This window comes from Streptomyces sp. SudanB25_2051, assembly GCF_964272635.1.
GTDB lineage: Bacteria > Actinomycetota > Actinomycetes > Streptomycetales > Streptomycetaceae > Streptomyces.
Genome location: NZ_OZ186787.1, coordinates 16,106 through 35,901 on the forward strand (window position 1 = coordinate 16,106; position 19,796 = coordinate 35,901).

14 protein-coding genes, 1 tRNA gene and 4 pseudogenes are annotated in these 19,796 nt (G+C 72.3%); 11 read left to right on the forward strand and 8 right to left on the reverse strand.

The genetic code is table 11. From position 1 onward, the window contains the following. The first annotated feature begins 63 nt into the window (after positions 1-63). Positions 64-134 (forward strand) — tRNA-Cys (locus ACSUPT_RS00075). A gap of 63 nt (positions 135-197) precedes the next feature. Here ACSUPT_RS00075 and ACSUPT_RS00080 read toward each other — a convergent pair. Both ACSUPT_RS00080 and ACSUPT_RS00085 read right to left on the reverse strand, forming a co-directional pair. Next, positions 198-1,139, reverse strand: a complete 942-nt coding sequence (locus ACSUPT_RS00080; RefSeq protein ID WP_436943073.1) for a LysR family transcriptional regulator — start codon at positions 1,137-1,139, stop codon at positions 198-200. After that, complete coding sequence (locus ACSUPT_RS00085) at positions 1,136-2,056, reverse strand: LysR family transcriptional regulator (protein WP_436943074.1); 921 nt, start codon at positions 2,054-2,056, stop codon at positions 1,136-1,138. Before ACSUPT_RS00085 ends, ACSUPT_RS00080 begins: the two co-directional genes overlap by 4 nt. A 262-nt stretch (positions 2,057-2,318) precedes the next feature. Here ACSUPT_RS00085 and ACSUPT_RS00090 point away from each other — a divergent pair, with 262 nt between their 5' ends. The 6 genes from ACSUPT_RS00090 to trxB all read left to right on the forward strand — a co-directional run bounded on the left by ACSUPT_RS00090 (position 2,319) and on the right by trxB (position 7,655). Next, on the forward strand, positions 2,319-3,059 hold the full coding sequence (locus tag ACSUPT_RS00090; protein WP_436943075.1) for a tRNA-dependent cyclodipeptide synthase: 741 nt from the start codon (positions 2,319-2,321) through the stop codon (positions 3,057-3,059). A 133-nt stretch (positions 3,060-3,192) separates the two neighbouring features. Then, a complete protein-coding gene (locus tag ACSUPT_RS00095; RefSeq protein ID WP_436943077.1) occupies positions 3,193-4,437 on the forward strand; it encodes a purine-cytosine permease family protein in 1,245 nt (414 codons plus the stop codon). Positions 4,438-4,455: 18 nt separating this feature from the next. Then, a complete protein-coding gene (locus tag ACSUPT_RS00100) occupies positions 4,456-4,809 on the forward strand; it encodes a rhodanese-like domain-containing protein (RefSeq protein ID WP_436943079.1) in 354 nt (117 codons plus the stop codon). A 70-nt stretch (positions 4,810-4,879) separates the two neighbouring features. Then, on the forward strand, positions 4,880-5,326 hold the full coding sequence (locus tag ACSUPT_RS00105; RefSeq protein WP_436943080.1) for a thioredoxin family protein: 447 nt from the start codon (positions 4,880-4,882) through the stop codon (positions 5,324-5,326). A gap of 77 nt (positions 5,327-5,403) precedes the next feature. Further along, entirely contained in the window at positions 5,404-6,684 is a 1,281-nt protein-coding gene (locus tag ACSUPT_RS00110) for a S8 family serine peptidase (RefSeq protein ID WP_436943081.1), read from the forward strand. Further along, positions 6,681-7,655, forward strand: coding sequence for a thioredoxin-disulfide reductase (gene trxB, locus ACSUPT_RS00115; RefSeq protein WP_436943083.1), 975 nt, complete (start codon positions 6,681-6,683; stop codon positions 7,653-7,655). The genes ACSUPT_RS00110 and trxB overlap by 4 nt, the downstream gene beginning before the upstream one ends. Before the next feature lie 365 nt (positions 7,656-8,020). On the opposite strand, the gene ACSUPT_RS00120 is transcribed toward trxB, so the two are convergent. The 3 genes from ACSUPT_RS00120 to ACSUPT_RS00130 all read right to left on the reverse strand — a co-directional run bounded on the left by ACSUPT_RS00120 (position 8,021) and on the right by ACSUPT_RS00130 (position 10,828). Then, the gene (locus tag ACSUPT_RS00120) at positions 8,021-8,602 is read right to left on the reverse strand and encodes a helix-turn-helix domain-containing protein (protein ID WP_436943085.1); all 582 of its coding nucleotides are present in this window, start codon (positions 8,600-8,602) and stop codon (positions 8,021-8,023) included. Positions 8,603-9,092: 490 nt separating this feature from the next. Then, positions 9,093-10,031, reverse strand: coding sequence for a dihydrodipicolinate synthase family protein (locus tag ACSUPT_RS00125; protein WP_436943086.1), 939 nt, complete (start codon positions 10,029-10,031; stop codon positions 9,093-9,095). Then, entirely contained in the window at positions 10,028-10,828 is an 801-nt protein-coding gene (locus ACSUPT_RS00130; RefSeq protein ID WP_436943087.1) for an aldolase, read from the reverse strand. The genes ACSUPT_RS00125 and ACSUPT_RS00130 overlap by 4 nt, the downstream gene beginning before the upstream one ends. Before the next feature lie 600 nt (positions 10,829-11,428). On the opposite strand from ACSUPT_RS00130, the pseudogene ACSUPT_RS00135 reads away from it, so the two are divergent. Next, positions 11,429-12,289: pseudogene (locus ACSUPT_RS00135) on the forward strand (LysR family transcriptional regulator). Positions 12,290-12,379: 90 nt separating this feature from the next. Here the strand turns inward: ACSUPT_RS00135 and ACSUPT_RS00140 are convergent. Further along, positions 12,380-13,642: a cation:proton antiporter gene (locus ACSUPT_RS00140; RefSeq protein WP_436946149.1), complete on the reverse strand. Its 1,263-nt coding sequence runs from the start codon at positions 13,640-13,642 to the stop codon at positions 12,380-12,382. Between the two features lie 396 nt (positions 13,643-14,038). After that, positions 14,039-15,187, reverse strand: a pseudogene (locus ACSUPT_RS00145) (MFS transporter); the annotation flags it as partial. A 307-nt stretch (positions 15,188-15,494) separates the two neighbouring features. Between ACSUPT_RS00145 and ACSUPT_RS00150 the strand changes: the two are divergent. Then, positions 15,495-16,415, forward strand: a complete 921-nt coding sequence (locus tag ACSUPT_RS00150) for an NADP-dependent oxidoreductase (RefSeq protein WP_436943088.1) — start codon at positions 15,495-15,497, stop codon at positions 16,413-16,415. A gap of 270 nt (positions 16,416-16,685) precedes the next feature. On the opposite strand, the pseudogene ACSUPT_RS00155 reads toward ACSUPT_RS00150, so the two are convergent. Then, positions 16,686-16,973, reverse strand: a pseudogene (locus ACSUPT_RS00155) (GyrI-like domain-containing protein); the annotation flags it as partial. 87 nt (positions 16,974-17,060) lie between these two features. On the opposite strand from ACSUPT_RS00155, the pseudogene ACSUPT_RS00160 reads away from it, so the two are divergent. Both ACSUPT_RS00160 and thrS read left to right on the forward strand, forming a co-directional pair. After that, positions 17,061-17,493: pseudogene (locus tag ACSUPT_RS00160) on the forward strand (ATP-binding protein); the annotation flags it as partial. Positions 17,494-17,830: 337 nt separating this feature from the next. Then, positions 17,831-19,057, forward strand: coding sequence for a threonine--tRNA ligase (gene thrS, locus ACSUPT_RS00165; RefSeq protein WP_436946150.1), 1,227 nt, complete (start codon positions 17,831-17,833; stop codon positions 19,055-19,057). Positions 19,058-19,796 lie beyond the last annotated feature (739 nt).

Sequence of the window (19,796 nt, forward strand, 5' to 3'; positions counted from 1 at the left end):
AGAAAAGCACGGCCGACCTGACGGATCGCTGGAAGGTCGTCTCCGATGGGTTTCCCCCCGCCGGGTGGAGTGGCCGAGAGGCGAGGCGACGGCCTGCAAAGCCGTTTACACAGGTTCGAATCCTGTCTCCACCTCCGCCCGCCGGCCGCCCGTGCACACGGGCGGCCGGCGGTGCTCGTTCCCGCACCTGTGTCGGCTCAGTTCCCCGCCGCGCCCCGGTAGGCCTCGCGGACGCCGCCCGCCAGCCCGGGCGCCCAGTCGGCGGCGCCCCCGTGGCGCGGCCAGACCAGCAGCAGGCGGTGACCGGCAGCGGGATCGGTCAGCGGGGCGTAGTCGACGCCGACCGCGGGAGCCGGGAACGGGTAGGCGGGCAGCACTCCGCGTACGGCACAGGCGAGTGCCGCCGCCTCGACCTGCCCGGAGGCGTAGCGCACCTCGACATGGATGCCGGCCTCGCGCGCGGCGGCCGTGAAGTGGCGGCGCAGGCCGGCGTGGCGGCGGCCCGCGGGGAGCACACACACTTCGCCGTCGAGGTCGCCGAGGGCCAGGGCGGGGCGGTCGGCGAGCCGGTGGCCGGCTGTCAGGCCGATCAGCATGTCCTCCTCGGCGAGGACGGCCGCCGCGAGAACGTCGGGAAGCGCCGCGTCGAGGGCGGAGTGCCGCACCACGGCCAGGTCGAGGCGGTGGACGCGAAAGAGGTCCGGGAGGGCGGCGGGGCCCTCCGTCCACCCGCCGGAGGCGGACGGGCGACAGGTTTCCAGCAGGGAGTACAGCTCCACCTCCGTCTGCGGTCGCAACGCCCCGGCGCGAGCCGCCACCAGGGGCAGCAGCGGAGCGGGGACCGTACCGATGCGCAGGCGCCCCGGGGCGGCGGGCCCGCCCCGTCCCTTGACGGTGAGGAGGTGGTCGATCCTCGGCAGCAGGTCGTCGGCGCACAGCAAGAGCAGCCGGCCGGCGGTGGTGAGGCGCGCGCCCCGGTGGTCGCGGCGGAGCACCACCAGCCCGGTCGCCCGTTCGAGGTGCTGGATGCGCCGGGTGATGCCGGCCTGGCCGACCCCGAGTAGCCGCGCGGCGCCCGCCAGGCTGCCGGCGTCGGCGACTGCCCGCAGCACCCGCAGGTCCTGGACCTCCACGTTCACGGCGTTTCGGCCTTCGCCAGGTCGCGGTGGGCGGCGGAGAGCAGGGTGACCAGCCGGGGTATCCGCGCGGCGATCCAGCTCTCCCTGCGGTAGGCCACGAGATGGCGGACCCACACGTCGAGGTCGGCGACGGGGCGGCGTACGACGCCCGGTTGCAGCGGCCGGTACGCCTGGGTCAGCGCGACACATCCCTGATGGCGGATCACCGCGCAGCGCGGCCCGGCGACGGCGATGTCGTGGGTGATGCGCGGAGCGAATCCGTAGGAGGCGCAGAGCATGCGCAGCGCCTCGTCGCAGGCGTCCGGGCCGGTGCACGAGATCCAGTCCTCATCCGCGAGGTCCGCCATCGTGAGCCGGTCGGCGGTGGCGGTGGGCCGGCCGGCCGGCACCGCGATCATCACCGGGCTCTCCGCCCAGAGCGTGTGCGCGATGGCACCCTCGTGGGACGGCAGCGCCCCTCGCGCCGACTGGTGGTCCCTCAGGGCGATGTCGATCTCGCCCTCCCTCAGCAGGTCCATCAGTTCGCGGGTGGAGTGCGGGGTCACGATCTGCACCCGCTCGTCGGCCGACAGGCGGCGCAGTGAGCTGAGGAGCGGCTCGTAGAAGACGCTGCTCGCCGCGCCGCCGATCCGCAGGGTCCGCCGGCGCAGCATGCGGTGGTCCCGCACGCGGTTCTGGTGGTCGTCGAGGGAGCGGATGATCGACTCGGCGTGCTCGAGGACGGCGCTGCCCAGGGGGGTGGGGCGGGTGCCGTGCTGGTCGCGTTCGAACAGCGTCCCGCCGAAAAGCTCTTCAAGTCGGCGTATCTGGCGGCTCAGTGCGGGCTGCGGGAGGCCCAGGACCGCCGCGGCCTTGTTCAGGCTGCCCGTCTCGGAGACGACGCACAGCTGCCGTAAGTGGCGAAATTGCAGGTCCATGTCAGCAGTTAAGCCGCTCGCCGGATCCTTTGCCAGGGCTTCGCCGCAGCCCGTTCCTTTCGCGGCATTTCGCATTTCGGCAAATCACCGATCGTCCGGCACCGAACACGCTGCGCTATCCGTTTCGCAATTCCGGCAGTGGCATAACCGCACGGCAGTACCCAAGCGCCCCGACCGGCCCGCACCATTCCAGTCATCGCCGCCCGGTCCACGGTCCCGGCCGACCGGCGGTGAGACAACCCCCCACTACTCGAGGATACATATGTTTGAGATTGAACCACTTACCGAGCGATGTCGCGGCTTAATGCCCACGGCCGCTCACATCTGCATAGGAGTAAGCCCTTTCAACGGCTACTTCACCGGGCCGCGGCTGCTGCGGCTGGCGGAGTGGGCCCTGCGGCGATTCCCGCACGTCCACTTCTTCGTGCCCGACACCGCGGCGGCGTACACGCTCGAGGCGCTGGGGTACCCGCCGGAACGCGCGCGCCACAAGGCACAGCGGCAGGGGCGGTACGTCCACAACAAGATCTGCACCGCCCTGCGGGAACTGGGCGTACGCGACCCCGACGACCTGGTCCTCGGCATGGAGCGGCTGCAGCGGACCCCTCACTACACGAACCTGCTCGGCGAGGCCCACCGGCGCTTCCGCCGGGACGACGGCTTCCGCGCCGCGTGCCTGGACGCCTGCCACTGGGTGCTCGACCAGAGGATGCCGCCCGGGACCGGGCCCACCGAGGAGCAGCTGCGCCACGCCGTACGCTACTTCCTCGCCGAGCTGCCGCTCTTCGCCGACGCCGGCGGCATAGCCGGCCACAGCCCGTCGTTCTTCGTCTACCACCACCGGGTGGCCTTTCTGGAGCGCTTCTTCGGCCGCGAACTGGAGTGGTGGCCGGCCGACGGGCAGGGCTTCCTCGTCGTGCGCGACCGGACGATGGACGGAGCCGGGGCACGGCGCCCGGCCGGGGCCGCCGTCACGGGGGAGGCACCCGGTGGCGACCACTGAGAGCGGACGAGGGAGCACCCCGCCCCCCGCCACCGCCCGACGGGCCGGGCAGCCTGTCGGCGACGGGGCCGCGGACGACTACTCACTGACTCCGGTTCCCGAGGCCGCGCGCCGTTCGTGGTTCTCCGTGGCGGTGCAGCGCTTCGGACAGGTCTCCTCCTTCCAGCAGTTCATGGTGGGTGCCGTCCTGGGCTACGGGATGACGTTCACCGACGCGCTGATCGCCATCACGGTCGGCTCGGTGATGCTGGAGGTCGTCACGATCCTCCTGGGCGTCGCCGGGGTGAGGGAGGGCGTGTCCACCTCGGTGCTGGCCCGCTGGTCCGGCTTCGGCCGCAAGGGCTCCGCGGCGGTCGGCATGCTGGTGGCGCTGAGTCTCGCCGGCTGGTTCGGCGTCCAGAACGGCGTGTTCGCGCAGGGCATGCACGACCTCGCCGGATGGGCCCCGGAGTGGGTGTGGGCGCTGGTGGGCGGTGCGCTGGTCACGGCCGTCTCGGTCTGCGGCTTCACCGCCATGGCGTGGACGGCCTACCTGACGGTGCCGGCCTTCCTTCTCCTGGCCGGATGGTCGGTGGTGGACACACTGGTCGGCCACTCGCTGCGGGAACTGCTGACCGGGGCCCCGCCGGGGCCGGTGATGTCCCTCGCCGAGGGCACGACACTGGTGGCGGGCGCCTTCATCCTCGGCGCGCTGATGACCCCGGACATGACGCGCTTCAACCGCCGCCCCTCCGACGTCGTCAAGCAGACCCTGCTGGGGGTGACGCTCGGCGAGTACGTGATCGGGCTCACCGCCGTGATGCTGGGCCACGCCGCCCGCACCGCCGACGTCGTCGGCATCATCACCACCTCGTCCGGGGTGCTGGGCACACTGATCCTGACGACGGCGATCCTCAAGATCAACGACTGGAACCTCTACTCGTCCGCGCTGGCCGCCGTCAACAGCGCGGACGTGCTCCTGGGCCGCCGGGTCGGCCGGCGGGGAGTCACCCTGGTCATCGGCGTGGCCGGAACCGCGCTGTCCGCCGTCGGCATCGTGGACGGCTTCACCGGGTTCCTGGAGACCATCGGGGTACTGGCGCCCCCGGTGGCCGGGATCATCATCGCCGAGTACTACGTGGTGCGGCGCTACCGCGCGGGCCTCGAGCTGGCGCGCCGTACGGGCCGGCCTCCCGAAGGGATCCCCGACTGGCTGCCGTTGTCCCTGGTCTGCTGGAGCGTCGGAACCCTGGCCGGCGCGTTCCTGGACGCCGGCATCCCCGCCATCAACGCCGTGCTGGCCGCCTTCGTCCCCTACGCGGTCGCCGGCCGGGCCCTGGAATCACGGCGCCGCGACCGGGCCCGGCGTGCCCCCCTTCCCGACCGGACCGTTCTCTGACGACGACAGGAGGCCGACGTGCTGCCCCTGGTGAAACGTGACGAGCTGAAAGCCCTGATGGACGCCGGAGAGGTCGTCGTGGTCGACACGATGCCGACGGCCTACTACGAGCGCGAGCACCTGCCCGGCGCGGTCAACATCCCGGGATTCCCGTACGAGGAGGCGGCGCGCCTGACCGACGAGCTCGCGCCCCGCGTACTGCCCGATCGCACCGCGCCCATAGTCGTGTACTGCGCGAACGTCCCGTGCCGCAACAGCGAACTCGTCGGCGCGCGGCTCGTGTCGCTCGGTTACACGGACGTGCGCAAGTACCGCGAGGGGATCGAGGACTGGGTCGCCCACGGCCTGCCGACGCGCAGCAGCGCGGCCTGACGCGCCCCTTCCCTGCCACCCCCGCACCGCGTACGACCTGCCGACCCACCCCAACCGAAAGGAAGAGAAGATGACGTACCGCAGACTGGCTGTCGCCACCGCGGCAACCGTGCTGCTCCTCGGCGGCGCCGCCCTGCCGGCCGCCGCCGCCCCGGCGGCCCCCACCGCCGAGGTGTCTGTCACCGCCGAGATCCCCTCCGTCGTCGAGGTGACATCGGCCAACTACCAGCAGGTCATGCAGTGGTCCTTCACCAAGCCGGTGGTCCTCGACTTCACCGCATCCTGGTGCTACTGGTGCCAGAAGCAGAAGCCGTACCTCCAGCAGTACAACACCGCCGACAACGGCGCCTGGGTGTGGGCGAAGGTCGACGTCGACCGCAACCCCGACCTCGCCAGGAAGTACGCGGTACGCGGCATCCCGGCCCTGCTCAACATCCAGGACGGCCGGGAGGCCGGCAGCCGCCTCGTCGGCTTCGACGGCCCGACCTCCCTGCGCAGCTGGCTGAACAACCTGTGACACGCCCGTGCCGCCGCCGCACCCCGCGGCGGCGGCACACCCATGCGCCTCCCCCCTCCTCCGAAAGGCCCATCCCCATGAACAACGCACTTGCGCGCGCCCTGACGGCGGCGGCCGCGGCCGGGGCCGCCCTTCCCCTGCTGACGGCCGGCCCGGCCGCCTCGGCCGCCCCTCCGGCGGACCGGACATCCTCCACCGCCGGCGTGTACATCATCGAGGTCAACGGCACCGAGGCCACCGAGGACGCGGTGACCCGGCGGGCGCGGGAGATGACCGCCGCGCACGGCGGCGAGCTGCGGCGGGTGTACCACTCCGCCTCCCAGGCGTTCTCCGTCACGCTCACCGACACCCAGAAGGCCTCCTACTACAAGGACCCCCGCGTCGACTCGATCACCAGTGACCGCGTCTACCGGGTCGCCGGGACGCAGCGACCCGTCCGGGAGGCCGCCGCCACGACGGGCCTCGGCGGCATCCAGCTGTCCCCGCCGTCGTGGGGCCTGGACCGCGTCGACCAGCGCGACCTGCCGCTGGACGGCATCCACCGCATGCCGCACGGCATCGGCGCGGGTGTGGACGTCTACGTCGTCGACACCGGGGTGCGCGTCGGGCACCGGGAGTTCACGGGCCGGGCACGCGGGGCGTACGACGCGATCGAGCAGCGTCCGGGCGGAAACCTCGACTGCAACGGCCACGGGACCGCGTCGGCGGCGACCGCGGCCGGGCTCTGGACCGGCGTCGCCAAGGGAGCCCAGATCCAGTCGGTGCGGGCCTTCGGCTGTGACGGCACCGGCACGCTGGAGCACATCATGTCCGCGGTCGACTGGATCACCGCCCACGCCGACGGCCCCTCCGTCGTCAACCTGGGATTCTCCGGCGAACCGGGCTCCGTACTCGACCTCCAGCTCTACCAGATGACCCAGAAGGGCATCGCCTACACCGCCGCGGCCGGCAACGGGGACGAGTCGGGCACCGGGATCGAATCCTGTGAGACCACGCCCGCCCGGCAGACCACCGCCATCACGGTCGCCGCGACCGGCCGTGACGACAGGCGCCCCGCCTGGTCCAACTACGGTTACTGCGTCCACCTGTTCGCGCCCGGGACCGACATCACCACCGCCGGAGCGCGAAGCGACGGCTCGTACGTCAGGCTGACCGGCACCTCCGCCGCCACCGCCGAGGTGACCGGCGCGGCGGCCGTCCGCCTGGCCCGCGACCCCGGCATGACGCCCGTCGAACTGGACCGGGCGCTCACGGCCGCCGCGAGCGAGGGCCGGGTACGTGACGCGGGACCCGACTCGCGGAACCTTCTGGTCTACACCGGCCCGTCCGACGGGACTCGGGAAAGCGGCCGGCCGTGACTGGCAGCGTCCGGGACGTCGTCGTCATCGGGTCCGGGCCCGCCGGTTACACCGCCGCCCTGTACACCGCGCGCGCCGACCTCCGCCCGGTCGTCCTGCGTGGCGCCCTATCCGCCGGCGGCGCCCTCGCCACGACCACCGACGTGGAGAACTATCCGGGCTTCCCCGACGGCGTGCAGGGTCCCGACCTGGTGGACGACATGGCGGCGCAGGCGCGGCGGTTCGGCGCGGAGCTCGTCGACGTGGACGCCGTAGCCGTCGAGCTGGACGGGGACGTCAAGCGGGTCGCCGACAGCGAGGGGCGGGTCCATGCGGCCCGGACCGTCGTGGTCGCCACCGGGACGCGCCACCGCAGGCTGGGCCTTCCGGGCGAGGAGGAACTGTCCGGGCGGGGCGTGTCCTGGTGCGCCACCTGCGACGGCTTCTTCTTTCGCGGCCACGACATCGCCGTGGTGGGCGGCGGCGACACCGCGCTGGAGGAGGCCACCTTCCTGAGCCGGTACGCCCGATCGGTGACCGTGGTCCACCGGCGGGCGGCTCTGCGCGCCTCCAGGGCGATGCAGCGGCGGGCCTCGGCCGACCCGAGGGTGTCCTTCGCCTTCGAGCGCGAGGTGGTGGCCGTGCACGGCGACGGGGGCACGGGTCTGACCGGTGTCACCCTCAGGGACACCGCCACCGGGGCGACGGAGGAGCGGGCGGTGACGGGGCTGTTCGTCGCGATCGGCCACGACCCGCGCACCGAGCTGTTCGCCGGCCGGCTGGCCCTCGACAAGGCCGGGTACGTGCGGGTGGACGCTCCGTCGAGCCGCACCAGCGTGCCGGGGGTCTTCGCCGCGGGGGACGTCGCCGATCCGGTCTACCGGCAGGCCGTGACGGCCGCCGCGGCCGGATGCGTGGCTGCGCTGGACGCCGAGCGGTACCTGGCCGAGCGCGGCGACAGCGGGCGCACGCCCCGGTTCCCCGTGCTCTGAGCGGCCGCGCCCAGGCAGCGCGCGCCGTCTGACGGTCGTCCCGTGAAACGACCCGCGGGTGCGGCGATGCCCGGCTCCGTCCGCCCGGGACGCAGCCCGGGCGGACCAGGCGAAGCCGCCCGGACCACCGCGCTCGTCGGCACCTGCGGGCGGGCGCGGCCGGGGCGGAGCGGTTCTGTGCGACGGCCGGCACGTGCGTACGGTGTCGGCGGACTTCCCCACTCCGGCCGCGGGCCGGCGCTCGCGTGGCGGGGGCGGGGGACGTCCAGGACGGTTCGGCGGGCCGGCAGTCGATGTGGGGTCGGGTTGACCACCGGGGAGACGCCCTGGGCCCGCGGTCGGGCGGAGGCGGGTTGCCGCAGCGCTCAGGGCAGGTGAGCCCGTGACATCTGGTGCGTGCTCGCGTCGGCGGGGTCGTCGGTGACGAGGAGAAGCACGGCGGCCCGCCGCTCACCGACGGAGCGGATCTTGTGCGGTGTGCTGGCTTTGAAGTAGGCGCAGTCCCCCGTGCCGAGAGGAATCGTGCGGGAGGGAAGGATGAGCTCGACCTCTCCTTCGTGCACGAAGATGAACTCCTCGCCGGGGTGGTCCCGGAAAGGGATGTGGTCCGCGTCGTTCGGCGGGTGCAGCATGAAGGGGGCCATGCTCTTGGTGCCGGCGTCCAGCGCCATCCCCTCGTAGCGGGTGCCGGGCTCGTCGGCGGCGGTGAGCGCCTGCCGTTCCCCGGCGCGGGTGACGACGACGTCGAGGAGTTCCTCGGCGTCGGCGAAGAGGTGGTCCAGAGGCACGCCCAGGGCCTTGGCGAGGGAGGCGCACACGGCGATCGACGGAACGCTGTGCCCGCGTTCCACCTTGGACAGGTAGCTCTTGGTGACCCCGGACCGGTCGGCCAACGCCTCCAGCGTCATCAGCCGTTCCTTGCGCAGCTGCCGGACCCGGTTGATCACTGTGTCTTCCCTTCGCGCGTCCTGCGACCGGATCGACCGGCCAGGAGTCCCAGTATCCAAGGACCCGCGGAGGTACGGCGCACACGGGGCGGTGGTTCGCCCCGGCGCCGCTCGTGCCGTCCGAGCGCGGCTCGGCTCTTCGCCGGCGTTGAGGCGACGTGGCGTCCTGCACGCCCGGCGCCCAGGTGCCGGGGAGCGCCGTCACGACGTATCGGCCGCCGTGGCGACCGGAGCGGGTGGAGGCTTCCCGTACTCCCCAGCGATCACCTCCCGATCGTCCGGATGTGGTGTCCGCGACGGGGCGGCGGGCGACGACGCGGGCGGCGAGCCAGGCGGGGACGGCGGTGAGGACCCGCCAGGCCGTCGTGGTCGGTGACACGGCCGGGGTACGGTGCCTGAGCGCCGCTCGGGGACGGGGTGGCGGTACGGGACAGGTGTGTCGGCGGTTGTGTGGTGCGCCCCGGAACGGAGCGCACCGCACGGATGTGCCTCAGGCGGTCGGTTGTGCCCTGCCCACGGCTGAACCGTCCGCGAGGGGGGCGCGCGCCAGACGCTCCAGCATCTGTCGCAAGCGCTCCCTCTCCCGGTCCGGCAGGGGCAGCAGCGGCGTACGGGGGTGGCCCGCGTCGCGCCCCTGCAGTCGCAGCCCCGCCTTGACGGCACGCGGCAGGCCCTGGCCGACGATGAACCGCAGGAACGGGAGAAGTTCCGCGAGGACGGCTTCAGCCCGGGCGTCCTCCCCGCGGGTCACCGCGGCATACAGCTCCAGGACCCGCTGTGGGGCGAGGCACGGTGCCGCTGTGCACCAGCCCACGGCGCCGGAGCGGAATGCCTCCAACGCGAGCGGGTTGTTCCCGTTGTAGACCGACAGCGCGCCGTCGGACAGTTCGCGCAGGGAACGGAAGCGGGTGACGTCGCCGGAGCTCTCCTTGACCATGGTGAGGTTCGGGATCTTGCGCGCGAGGGCGGCCACGGTTTCCGGCCGCAGGTCCACCCCGCTGGTGCCGGGGTTGTTGTAGAGCATCAGCGGAAGGTCCGTCGCCGCCGCCACCGCCGCGTAGTGCTGTTCGAGTTCGGCCGGAGTCAGCTTCCAGTACACCTGGGGCAGGACCATGATCGCGGTGGCGCCGTGCCGGGCGGCCACCCGTGCGCGGCGGATGGTGCCCTCGGTGCTCCAGTGCGAGACGCCGACCAGGGTGGGGACCCTGGCCGCGACGGTCTGCAGCGTGGTCGCGCACACGGCATCCCATTCGGCCTCGCGGAGATAGGCGCTCTCACCCGTGCTGCCCAAGGGCGCGACAGCGTGACTGCCCGCGCTCACCAGGTCTTCGGTGAGGCGACTCAGGGCGGCCAGGTCGACTTCGCCGGTGGCCCTGTCGAAGGGGGTGACCGGGTAGGAGATGATCCCCCGCAGCGGTGGGTTGGTCATCGGTTCCCCACCTGGCCCGAGATGCAGTCGGGGTGGTTGCGCAGTGCCCGACGCGCGTAGTAAGCGAAGTTCGCCTTGTTGCGTCGGTCGGTGGAGGTCCAGTCGTGGGCCTCACGGGCCAGTCCGGGGTCGAGCCGCTGGATGGTGCCCGCCGCCATGGCGAGCAGCTGGAGGCGCGCGGCACGCTCGATGAGCATGGCGAGGTTGCAGGCCTCCTCTATCGTCGCCCCGGTCACGAGCTGGCCGTGGTGGGCAAGGAGGATGGCGCGCTTGTCGCCCAGGGCGCCGGCGATGATCTCGCCCTCCTCGTTGCCCACCGGCACACCCGGCCAGTCCTTGAGGAAGGCGCAGTCGTCGTACAGGGGCGTGGTGTCCATCTGGGACACCACCAGGGGCACTTCCAGCATCGCGAGAGCGGCGGTGTGCAGCGAGTGGGTGTGGATGACGCAGCCGACGTCCTGGCGGACCCGGTAGATCCAGGTGTGGAAGCGGTTCGCGGGATTGGGCATGCCCTCTCCTTCGAGGACCTGGAGGTCCTCGTCCACCAACAGCAGGTTGTCCTCGGTGATCTCGTCGAAGCCGAGGCCCAGGCGCTGGGTGTAGTAGGTGCCCGGCCGCGGCCCGCGGGCGCTGATCTGTCCGGCGAGGCCGGAGTCGTGTCCGCCGTCGAAGGCGATGCGGCACGTCAGGGCCAGCTTCTGCCGGGTGGTCAGCCCGGAGTCACCGAAGAGGGCCTCCATCTGCCGCTTCGCGCGGCTCACGAGGACGTCCTTCGAATCGTGCAGGGTACTTGCCATGTTCGCTCCACTTCCAGGCCGGTGATCTTGCGGGACCCGTATCGGGTGCTGCCTGAACAGCCCCTCAAGACACTTTGTTCACCGTAGGACACCTTGTGTCATGTCTGCAAGGTTGCCGGGATTCCCGGTTGACACAAGGCCGGCCCGCGAGGCGACCCGCCGTCCGCGTGCGGAGCCGCGAGTGGCGACTGCGGCGGCCGCAGGGGCCTCACGAGGGCGCGTACGAGGGGAGCCGCGCCGACCACGGCGGTGATCACCGCGGCCCTGGCGTGCCGGGTCGTCACCCCGAGGAGGGAGGGCGACGAGGCGACGACGTCGACCACCAGCCGGTCGTGGTCGCCGGCCCCGAGGGAATCTCCTCGAAGCGGCCACACATACCGAAGCCGGTGTTGTCGACCAGCAGGTCGACGTTCAGACCTCGGGCGGTTGACCGGTCGGCCAAGCGGCGTGCCGGGTCCGGCTCGGCAGGGTCCTGAGCACAATAGGCCGTCTTCGCAGGGCTGCATTGCACCCGTGTTGCAGGGCACTGGGCATGCCGCCCGTCCCAGCTCGGCCGCCTCCGTCCCGCGGCCCGCCCCCTGCGCGCGTGACGCAGCACGCCTGCTCAGGTACTTCGCCGCGGTGGCGGAGGAGGGGACGCTGACGGGGGGGCGGCGCGGAGGCTGTTCGTCTCGCAGCCCGCGCTGACCAGGCAGATGTGGCGTCTGGAGGACGGGCTCGGGTCGGCTCTTCTCACGGTCGCGGGACGGGATGGCGCTGACCGAGGCCGGCCGCGAGCTCGCCTCGCGGGTGCCCGCGCTCCTGGACGGCTGGGACCAGGCGGTGCGGGCGACCGGCCGGGCGGCACGGGAGCTGCGCGTGGGTTTCCTGGACGCGGGCGCGGTGGCTGCCCTCCCCCAGGCCACCGAGGCGTTCCGCCGAGTCCGGCCGGAGTGGCGGGTGGAACTTCGGCAGTACGACTGGTCGGACCCGAGCGCGGGCCTCGCCGGGGGTGAGGTCGACGCGGCGGTGGTGCGTCTGCCGTTTCCGGGGCAGGAGAGGTTCGCCGTACGGGAGTTGTTCACCGAGGAACGCGGGATGCTGCTACCGGCCCGGCATCCGCTCGCGGACAGGGAGACGGTGGAGTTCCGGGAGCTGTGGGAGGAGCCGTTCGTCGCGGCGGGCGCCGAGACGGGGGCCTGGAGGGATCACTGGCTGGCCACCGAGGAGCGGGACGGGCGGCCCGTACGGGTCGGCGCCGTCACCCGGCGTCCGGACGAGTGGCTGCAGGCGGTGGCCGGTGGCCGCGTGGCGCTGGCTCCCGCGTCGGCAGCGCGTTTCTCCTCCCACCCGCAGGTGGTGTTCCGCCCGGTGCGCGGCGTCTCGCCGAGCCGGGCGCGACTGGCCCGGCCCCGGCAGCGGACCCACCGGGTGCTCGACGAGCTGCTGGAGGCCGTCACACGGCACTTGGGGCAGAGCTGAGGCGTGAGACGGCTCGTAGGGGGTGGGCTCGTGGACTGCGCGTCACCGTCTTCCGCGCGGGGTGCGGCGGCCTCAGCGGCCTCGACGGCCTCAGCCGGGGTCGGTTTCCTGACCGGGTCTCGCGTGGGTGGTGGCGGTGTGCCGGTCGGTGGCGTGCGAGCTTTCGGTGATGAGGGTGGCTCGCAGGTCGAGGCAGCGTTCGTGCTCTCGCAGGACCTCGTCGCCGTAGCGGCCTTCCCTGCGCAGCCTGATGGCCTCCTGGCGTTCCGCGGCGATCAGGTCCAGGCGCAGCCGCGCGAGGGCTTCGTCGCCTGGGTCGGGTGGAGCGGTGGCCCGGTGCGCGGTCCGCAGAGCGGCGGCGGTGGCCGGTGAGACGCGGCCGGAGGCTTCCAGTTCGCCGAGCCGCGCCTCGGCCGCCCGCTGGGTGCGCTCGCGTAGTTCCTCCTGTTCGCGGGCGCTGAGGGTGTCGCGTTCGACGGGGGTGTGGTGGATCAGCCACGGCAGGGTGAGGCCCTGGCCGACGAGCGTGATCAGGATGACGGCGAAGGTGCACACCAGCACGATCGGGCGATACGGGAAGTCGGCGGGGAGAGCGAGCGCCATCACCAGGCAGATCACCCCGCGCATGCCCGCCCATCCCGCGACGAGGCTCTCCGCCCACGGCCGGGCGCCGTCCAGACGCATACGGCGCGCGATGGGCGGCACGGTCAGCCCCATGGTGAGGATGAACAGCATGCGCAGGACGATCACCGTGGCCGCGCAGGCCAGGCAGTAGGCCGTCACCTTGGCCGGGGTGTCGGGCAGGGCGTCGACGACCACGGACAGCTGAAGGCCGATCAGCATGAACAGCACCGCGGTGAGGAGGAAGATCCAGGTGTTCCAGAAGCCGTAGCCGGTCAGCCGGGTGCGGGGCAGGTCGACGACGGGTGGGCGGGCGCCGATGACGCGACCGGCGACCCCGGCCGCCAGGATCGCCGACACGTGCAGCGCTTCCGCCGGCAGGAAGGCCAGGTAGCAGCCGCACAGCACGATGATCGGCGCCGTAATGGGGTCGTCAACCCGCGCGTTGACGAAGGAGACGGTCCGGCCGACGGCATAGCCCAGCGCCACACCGACCGCCGCGGTCCACACCAGCTCTCCCAGGGAGTGGGCCGGCGAGAACGTGCCGTCAAGCGTGGCCTGCACCGCTGTGGTGTAGACGACCAGGGCCGTGAAGTCGTTGAGCAGGTTCTCGCCGTCCAGCAGGCCGACCAGGCGGGGCGAGACGTTCAGGCGGCGGGCGACGGTCAGGAAGGCGACCGGGTCGGTGGGAGCCACGATCGCTCCGAGCGCCACTGCCACGCCCCACGGCATTGTCGTTGTCGAGGGGCAGTTCCAGGCCGAGGGTCCGGCGGGTCGTGGCGGAGGTGAGGCGGTCGAGGGCGGTGGGGACCGGAGGCACGGGACGCGGCCTTTCGTACGGCGGGGTGCTTGGGGCGGATACGGGCGGGGGGCTGGGGCCGGTACGGGCGCGGGGTGGGTCCCGGCCGGGCAGCAGGCGGGAGGCTCGCTCCCGTGTGCGGGGGTCTGGCTGCCGGGGCCGAGGGGCGCAGGTGGCAGGCCGCACCGGGAGGGCGGGTGGGGGCTCGGGGCCGTATGGGGCTCGTTCAGGGGTGGGGTGCCGGGACCGGGGCCGGGCGTGCGGGCTCGGCCGGGACCGGGGCCGGGGCCGCGGGCTCGGTGGGGGAGGCTCGGCGGGGGGGCGGTGCGCCCGCGGCGGTCGAGGGTGGCGGCGAGGAAGGCCAGGAGGAGCGCCGCGGCGGCGAGGAGGGCGCCCACCCGGTTGGGGGCGGTGTAGCCGAGGCCGTCGGCGATCACGATGCCGCCGAGCACGGCCGCGAGCGCGTTGCCGAGGTCGCACGCGCCGATGTTGGCGGCGGAGGCCAGGGTCGGCGCGGCGGACGCCTGGTCGAGGACCCACTTATGCAGCGGCGGCACGGTGGCGAAGCCCAGCGGGCCGACCAGGGTCAGGGTGATCGCGGCGAGGATCTTGTCGTCGTGGGCGGTGAAGGTGAACGCCAGCAGCGTCAGCGACAGGCCGCTCAGGGTCACGAACAGCATCGGCATCAGCCGGTGGTCGGCGAGGCGTCCGCCGACCAGGTTGCCGAGGAGCATCCCGATGCCGAGCAGGACCAGGAGCCAGGTCACGGCGCCCTCGGAGTAGCCGGCGACCTCGGTCATCATCGGGGTGATGTAGGTGACGGCGGCGAAGACACCGCCGAAGCCGAGCACGGTCATCGCCATGGCCAGCCAGACCTGGACGTTCCTGAACGCGGCGAGTTCGGCGCGGACGGCGGCGGACTCCGGCCGGCCGGTCTCGGGCATCAGCCCGGCCACGCCCAGCAGGCCGAGGACGCCGAGCGCGGCGACGATCAGGTAGGTGACGCGCCAGCCCAGTGCCTGTCCGATGAACGTGCCGCCGGGAACGCCGACCATGTTGGCGACGGTCAGCCCCCATGAACATCAGGGATATCGCGGAGGCCCTCTTGTGGGCGCGACGAGGTCGGCGGCGACGACGGAGTCGATGCCGAAGAAGGCGCCGTGAGCCGGCGAGGCCACGACCCGGCCGATGAGCATCAGGCCGAAGGTGGGCGCCACGGCGGAGAGCGTGTTGCCGACGATGAAGAGGCCCATGAGGAACATGAGCATCTTCTTGCGGGACACCTTTCGTGCCCAGCGCGGTGAGCAGCGGCGCGCCGAGGACGACGCCGAGGGCGTAGCCGGTGACGAGCCGGCCGGCGGTCGGGATGAAGACGCCGAAGTCGTCCGCGACCTGGGGCAGCACACGCCCATGATCACGAATTCGGTGGTGCCGATGCCGAAGGCCCCGATAGCGAGGGCCAACAGCGCGAGAGGCATGGCGAGGAGCCCTCCGAGCGGATGGGGGGAATGCGGGGATGCGCCCCAATTACTTGCATACGCGGACTAATTGCAAGCACATGAAAATGTGGACGAGAATAGACGCCGCATGCAAGCATTAGCGCGCGAGGAAGGAGGCCCCATAGCCACGGCCCACGTCCCGCGCCCGGCGCCCCGTGTCCGGCGTCCCCGGCGGTCCGGCCCGCGCCCGAACACCCGGTGCGCGCGGGGACACCGGCGGCCTGCCGGCCCGGACGGCCTCCCGACTCGACGCAGAGGCAGCGAAAGCGAACAGAGGAGACGACGAATGAAGGCGATCACCCTGCCCGCCTACGGCGGACCCGAGGCGCTGCGCCTGACCGACACGCGGGAACCCAAGGTCGCGGCCGGGGAGGTGCTCATCCGCGTGAAGGCCGCGGGCGTCAACCCGGTGGACTGGAAGATCGGCGAGGGGATGCTCGACAGCCTGATGGAGACCGCCTTCCCGCTGATTCCGGGCTGGGACGTGGCCGGTGTGGTCGAGCGGGTGGGCTTCGACGTGGAGGAGTTCGCCCCCGGCGACGAGGTCTTCGGCTACATACGCAAGGACACCGTCCAGCACGGCGCCTACGCCGAACTCGTCTCCGCCCACGTCCGCATGCTCGCTCGCAAGCCCGCATCGCTCAGCTGGGAACAGGCCGCGGCCGTGCCGCTCGCCGGCCTCACCGCCCACCAGGCCGTCGAGCGGGTGGGGGTCAAGGCGGGCGACACCGTCCTGGTGCACGCGGCGGCGGGAGGCGTCGGGATGTTCGGCGTCCAGATCGCCGCCGCGCTCGGCGCCCGCGTGATCGGCACGGCGAGCGAGCGCAACCACGCGTTCGTACGGGAGCTCGGCGCGGAGCCCGTCGCGTACGGCGAGGGCCTCGCCGACCGCGTCGCGGAACTCGCGCCCCGAGGCGTCGACGCCGTACTGGACTTCGTCGGCGGCGACGCGGTCGACGTCTCGCTGCCGCTCCTTGCCGACCCCCGTCGGCTGGCGTCGATCGCCGACCCCGGCGCGCTCGCCAAGGGCGGCCACTACGTGTGGGTCCGGCCCTCCCCCACCGGCCTCGAAGCCCTCGGCCGCCTGGCCGACGAGGGCCGCCTGACCGTGCACGTGGAGCAGGCGTTCCCGCTCGCCGAGGCCGCGGAGGCATGGCGCCGCAACCGCGACGGCCACACCCGCGGCAAGCTGGTCCTCATCCCCTGACAGCACCCGGCCGCAGCCACGCCCCCGCCGCCTCGCTGTTCCCGGCGGCGGGGGCGCCCGTCTCCGGCACCCGGCTTCGGCGGACGGCTTCGGCGGACGGTGTCGAAAGTGCGGCAGGCACGCGTCAGGCCGGTTCGACGGGAAGCCACAGTTCGCAGGTCGCGGTGGTGAAGTCGCCCGTCCGGTCGACGATCGCGACGATCGAGGGGCCCGGCCGCAGGCGCACGGGTTGGAGGGGAACCACTCGGTCGCGGTCGCCGCCCAGGTCGTCTGCAGGGCCTGCGGGTGCGGTCCGCTCGTACGGAAGACCGCCCACATCCCCTCGGGTACCTCGATAACGTCGAGGTCGTCCGGGGCCGGCGTGTCGTGGGCGACGGCGGCTCCGTGCAGGTAGGTCAGTTCGCCGCCCTCGCCGCCGTCGGGGTCGAGGTCGTCGCTGACCTGGAGCAGACCTGCCGGTTCGGTGTCGCCGAGGGCCTTCAGCCGCAGGTGTTCCTCCTGCGGGAGTGCGGCGATGTGCCACTGGATGTGGGGATTGACCCATCTTCCACCGGACACCAGGCCGCTGCACTCGGTGTCCCACTACGACCAGTTGCTCCAACGCCGCCGCACCAGCGGCAGCGGCGACCGAGAGGGAGAAGCCCAGTGACCCTGCCCCGCCAGCGAGGCTTGACCGAGCAGGCCGCCGACGCCGCCTGCCGCATGCTGCGGCTTGCGTCGATCCGCAACGAGTTCTCCGACATCGCCGACCGGGCGGTGAAGGACCAGATGACCTACCGCGGCTTCCTGGCCGAACTGCTGATGGCCGAGTGCAACGACCGGGCCCGCCGCCCTCGGAGCGGCGGATCAAGGCGGCCGGCTTCCCGAGGGAGAAGTCGCTGCGGGCCTTCGACCTCAACGCCAATCCCCACATCGACCGGCCACCATCCACACCCTCGCCTCCTGCGAGTGGATCGAGAAGGGGCAGCCGCTCTGTCTGATCGGCGACTCCGGCACCGGCAAGTCCCACATGCTCATCTCCCTGGGCACTGAGGCTGCCATGAAGGGCTACCGCCTCCGCTACACGCTGGCGACACAGCAGTTCACGCGTGATCACCACCGCATCAAGCACCTCGACCCTGCGCTCACTCAGCAGCCGCTGCACGGCAGCCATCCCGCCGTCCCCTGCCAAGAGCGGCCGGCACCCGTCGACAGGGCTGTCCGGCGGGTCTCGTGACCGAGGAATGACCGTGTGGACCGCGGTACATCCTGCTAACGTCTGCGGCATGAAGCGCGCTGCCATGACGACGACGCCGGAGAGTGTCCCGGCGCGCTGACAGCTGATCTGATCCGAAGCCCCGGGGCAAGTGCCCCGGGGCTTCGTCGTAGGCCCGGTCGCTTGCTCCGCAACCAGCAAGGAGACCGCGATGACCACCGTGCACGACCACCGCAAGCTCGGCCGTGAGCTGGGGCTGTTCGACACCGATCCGCTGATCGGCGCCGGCCTGCCGTACTGGCTGCCCGACGGTGCGGCCGTGAGGCACACCCTGGAGGAGTACATCCGTGCCGCCGAGCGGCGGGCGGGCTACCAGCACGTGTACTCACCGGTCCTCGGCAAGCGGGAGCTGTATGAGATCTCCGGGCACTGGGCGCACTACAGCGACGACATGTTCCCCCCGATGGACCTCGGCGGAGAGCAGGTCGTCCTGCGGCCGAGCCTGTGCCCCCATCACGCGGTGATCTACCGCTCCCGCTCCCACAGCTACCGCGAACTGCCCCTGCGGATGGCTGAACTGGGCGGCATGTACCGCTCCGAGCTCTCGGGCGTGCTCGGCGGACTGACCCGTGTGCGGGCCATCCAGCTCAACGACGCGCACATCTTCTGCACCCTGGTCCAGGTCGCCGAGGAGGTGCAGGCGGCGCTGGAGATGATCCGCCAGGCGCACAGGGCCCTTGGAATCACCCCCACCCGGTACCGGCTGTCCCTCCCGGGTCCCGGTGGCAAGTACGTTGCCGCACCGGAGAAGTGGCAGCGGTCCACCGCCCTGCTGACCGACGTCCTCGACCGCTCCGGCCTGCCCTACGAGGCGGCCGAGGGAGAGGCCGCGTTCTACGGCCCCAAGATCGACGTCCAGGTCACCGACGGCGCCGGCCGGGAGTCCACCCTGTCCACCGTCCAGGTCGACTTCCACCAGCCCGAGCGGTTCGACCTGCACTACATCGGCGCGGACGGCGCCAAACACCGCCCGGTCATGGTCCACCGCAGCATCATCGGCAGCGTGGAACGAGCCGTCGCCCATCTCATCGAACAGCACGGCGGCGCCTTCCCCGCCTGGCTTGCCCCCACTCAGCTGGTCATTCTCCCGATCTCCGACGCCGAACTGCCGAACGCCCGAGCCCTCGCCCAACGCTGCGCCCGTCTCGGCCTGCGTGCCCAGATCGCGGGTCCGGACCGCGGCAGCCTGGGCGCCCGAATCCGAGAGGCCCGCCTGGTCCCCTACCAGGCCGTCATCGGCGCCAAGGAGGCCGCTGACGATCACGTCGCGCTGCGCTTGCGTTACGGACGCCGGCTCGACCCGCAGCCGGTCAGTGACGCACTCACCCACATCAGCGCTCTCATCGAAACCCACAGCACCGACCTGTGGGCCGACCCCACCTCATAGCAGGCGCCGAGATCAGCGCCTGCTGCCGCCCGGGGCGAAGAGACCGGTGACCTTCCCGATGGCGTCGGGCGAGGGCTGCAAGCAACCGCGGGCGTCGAAGTCGGTGGCCGACCGCCCCTGCTCCTACGGCGGTGCCGGTCGGCCCGCTCGTTCTCCGTACGGCACCACGGCTGCCCCTCCTCGATCGCGGCCCTCTCCCCTCGGTCCGGAAAGGGGCAACCGGACTCACAAGCTCCTGGCCCGAGAACTCCATGCCCACGGCCGCCAGGTCGGCGTCGAACACCTCCACGTCCATCTCCCCCGCGTCCTCAAGGCGGCCGGCCCGGAGTGGGCGGCCTGACGTCAAGGCCCGTACTTCCCGCCACGCGCTGCGCGGGAAGTACGGGCCTTGCGTGTTTCAGGGCACCAGGCGCTGGACTGCGTCGAGGGAGGTGCCGCTGCGGACGGGGCCTGGGGAGATCGCCATGTCCGCGGAGGCGAGGCAGCTCCGGCGCCGGCTGCGGCTCGCTCTCGCTGCCATCGGCCTCCAGGTCCCGCCGAGCCAGGCACCACCCGCGTGCGGCTGACGCACCAAGCACCTGTGCTGGAGTCCGGCCGCCGCGGCGGCATGGCGAGCTGCCCGGTCATCCGTTCAAGGACACGTTCGGCGGCGACAGCGAGTTCGTCCCGCTCGGCCCATGCGAGTAGAAAGCGGTTGAATTCGGAGTGCCAGGTGACTGCCCGGATTGAGACGGATCTC

What these genes read in the sequence shown, in the direction of transcription:
- ACSUPT_RS00140 (WP_436946149.1), bottom strand. Translation starts at nt 13,642, where the DNA reads ATGCCGTGGGGCGTGGCAGTGGCGCTCGGAGCGATCGTGGCTCCCACC.
- ACSUPT_RS00090 (WP_436943075.1), top strand. Translation starts at nt 2,319, where the DNA reads ATGTTTGAGATTGAACCACTTACCGAGCGATGTCGCGGCTTAATGCCC.
- ACSUPT_RS00085 (WP_436943074.1), bottom strand. Translation starts at nt 2,056, where the DNA reads ATGGACCTGCAATTTCGCCACTTACGGCAGCTGTGCGTCGTCTCCGAG.
- ACSUPT_RS00150 (WP_436943088.1), top strand. Translation starts at nt 15,495, where the DNA reads ATGAAGGCGATCACCCTGCCCGCCTACGGCGGACCCGAGGCGCTGCGC.
- ACSUPT_RS00110 (WP_436943081.1), top strand. Translation starts at nt 5,404, where the DNA reads ATGAACAACGCACTTGCGCGCGCCCTGACGGCGGCGGCCGCGGCCGGG.
- ACSUPT_RS00130 (WP_436943087.1), bottom strand. Translation starts at nt 10,828, where the DNA reads ATGGCAAGTACCCTGCACGATTCGAAGGACGTCCTCGTGAGCCGCGCG.
- ACSUPT_RS00105 (WP_436943080.1), top strand. Translation starts at nt 4,880, where the DNA reads ATGACGTACCGCAGACTGGCTGTCGCCACCGCGGCAACCGTGCTGCTC.
- ACSUPT_RS00125 (WP_436943086.1), bottom strand. Translation starts at nt 10,031, where the DNA reads ATGACCAACCCACCGCTGCGGGGGATCATCTCCTACCCGGTCACCCCC.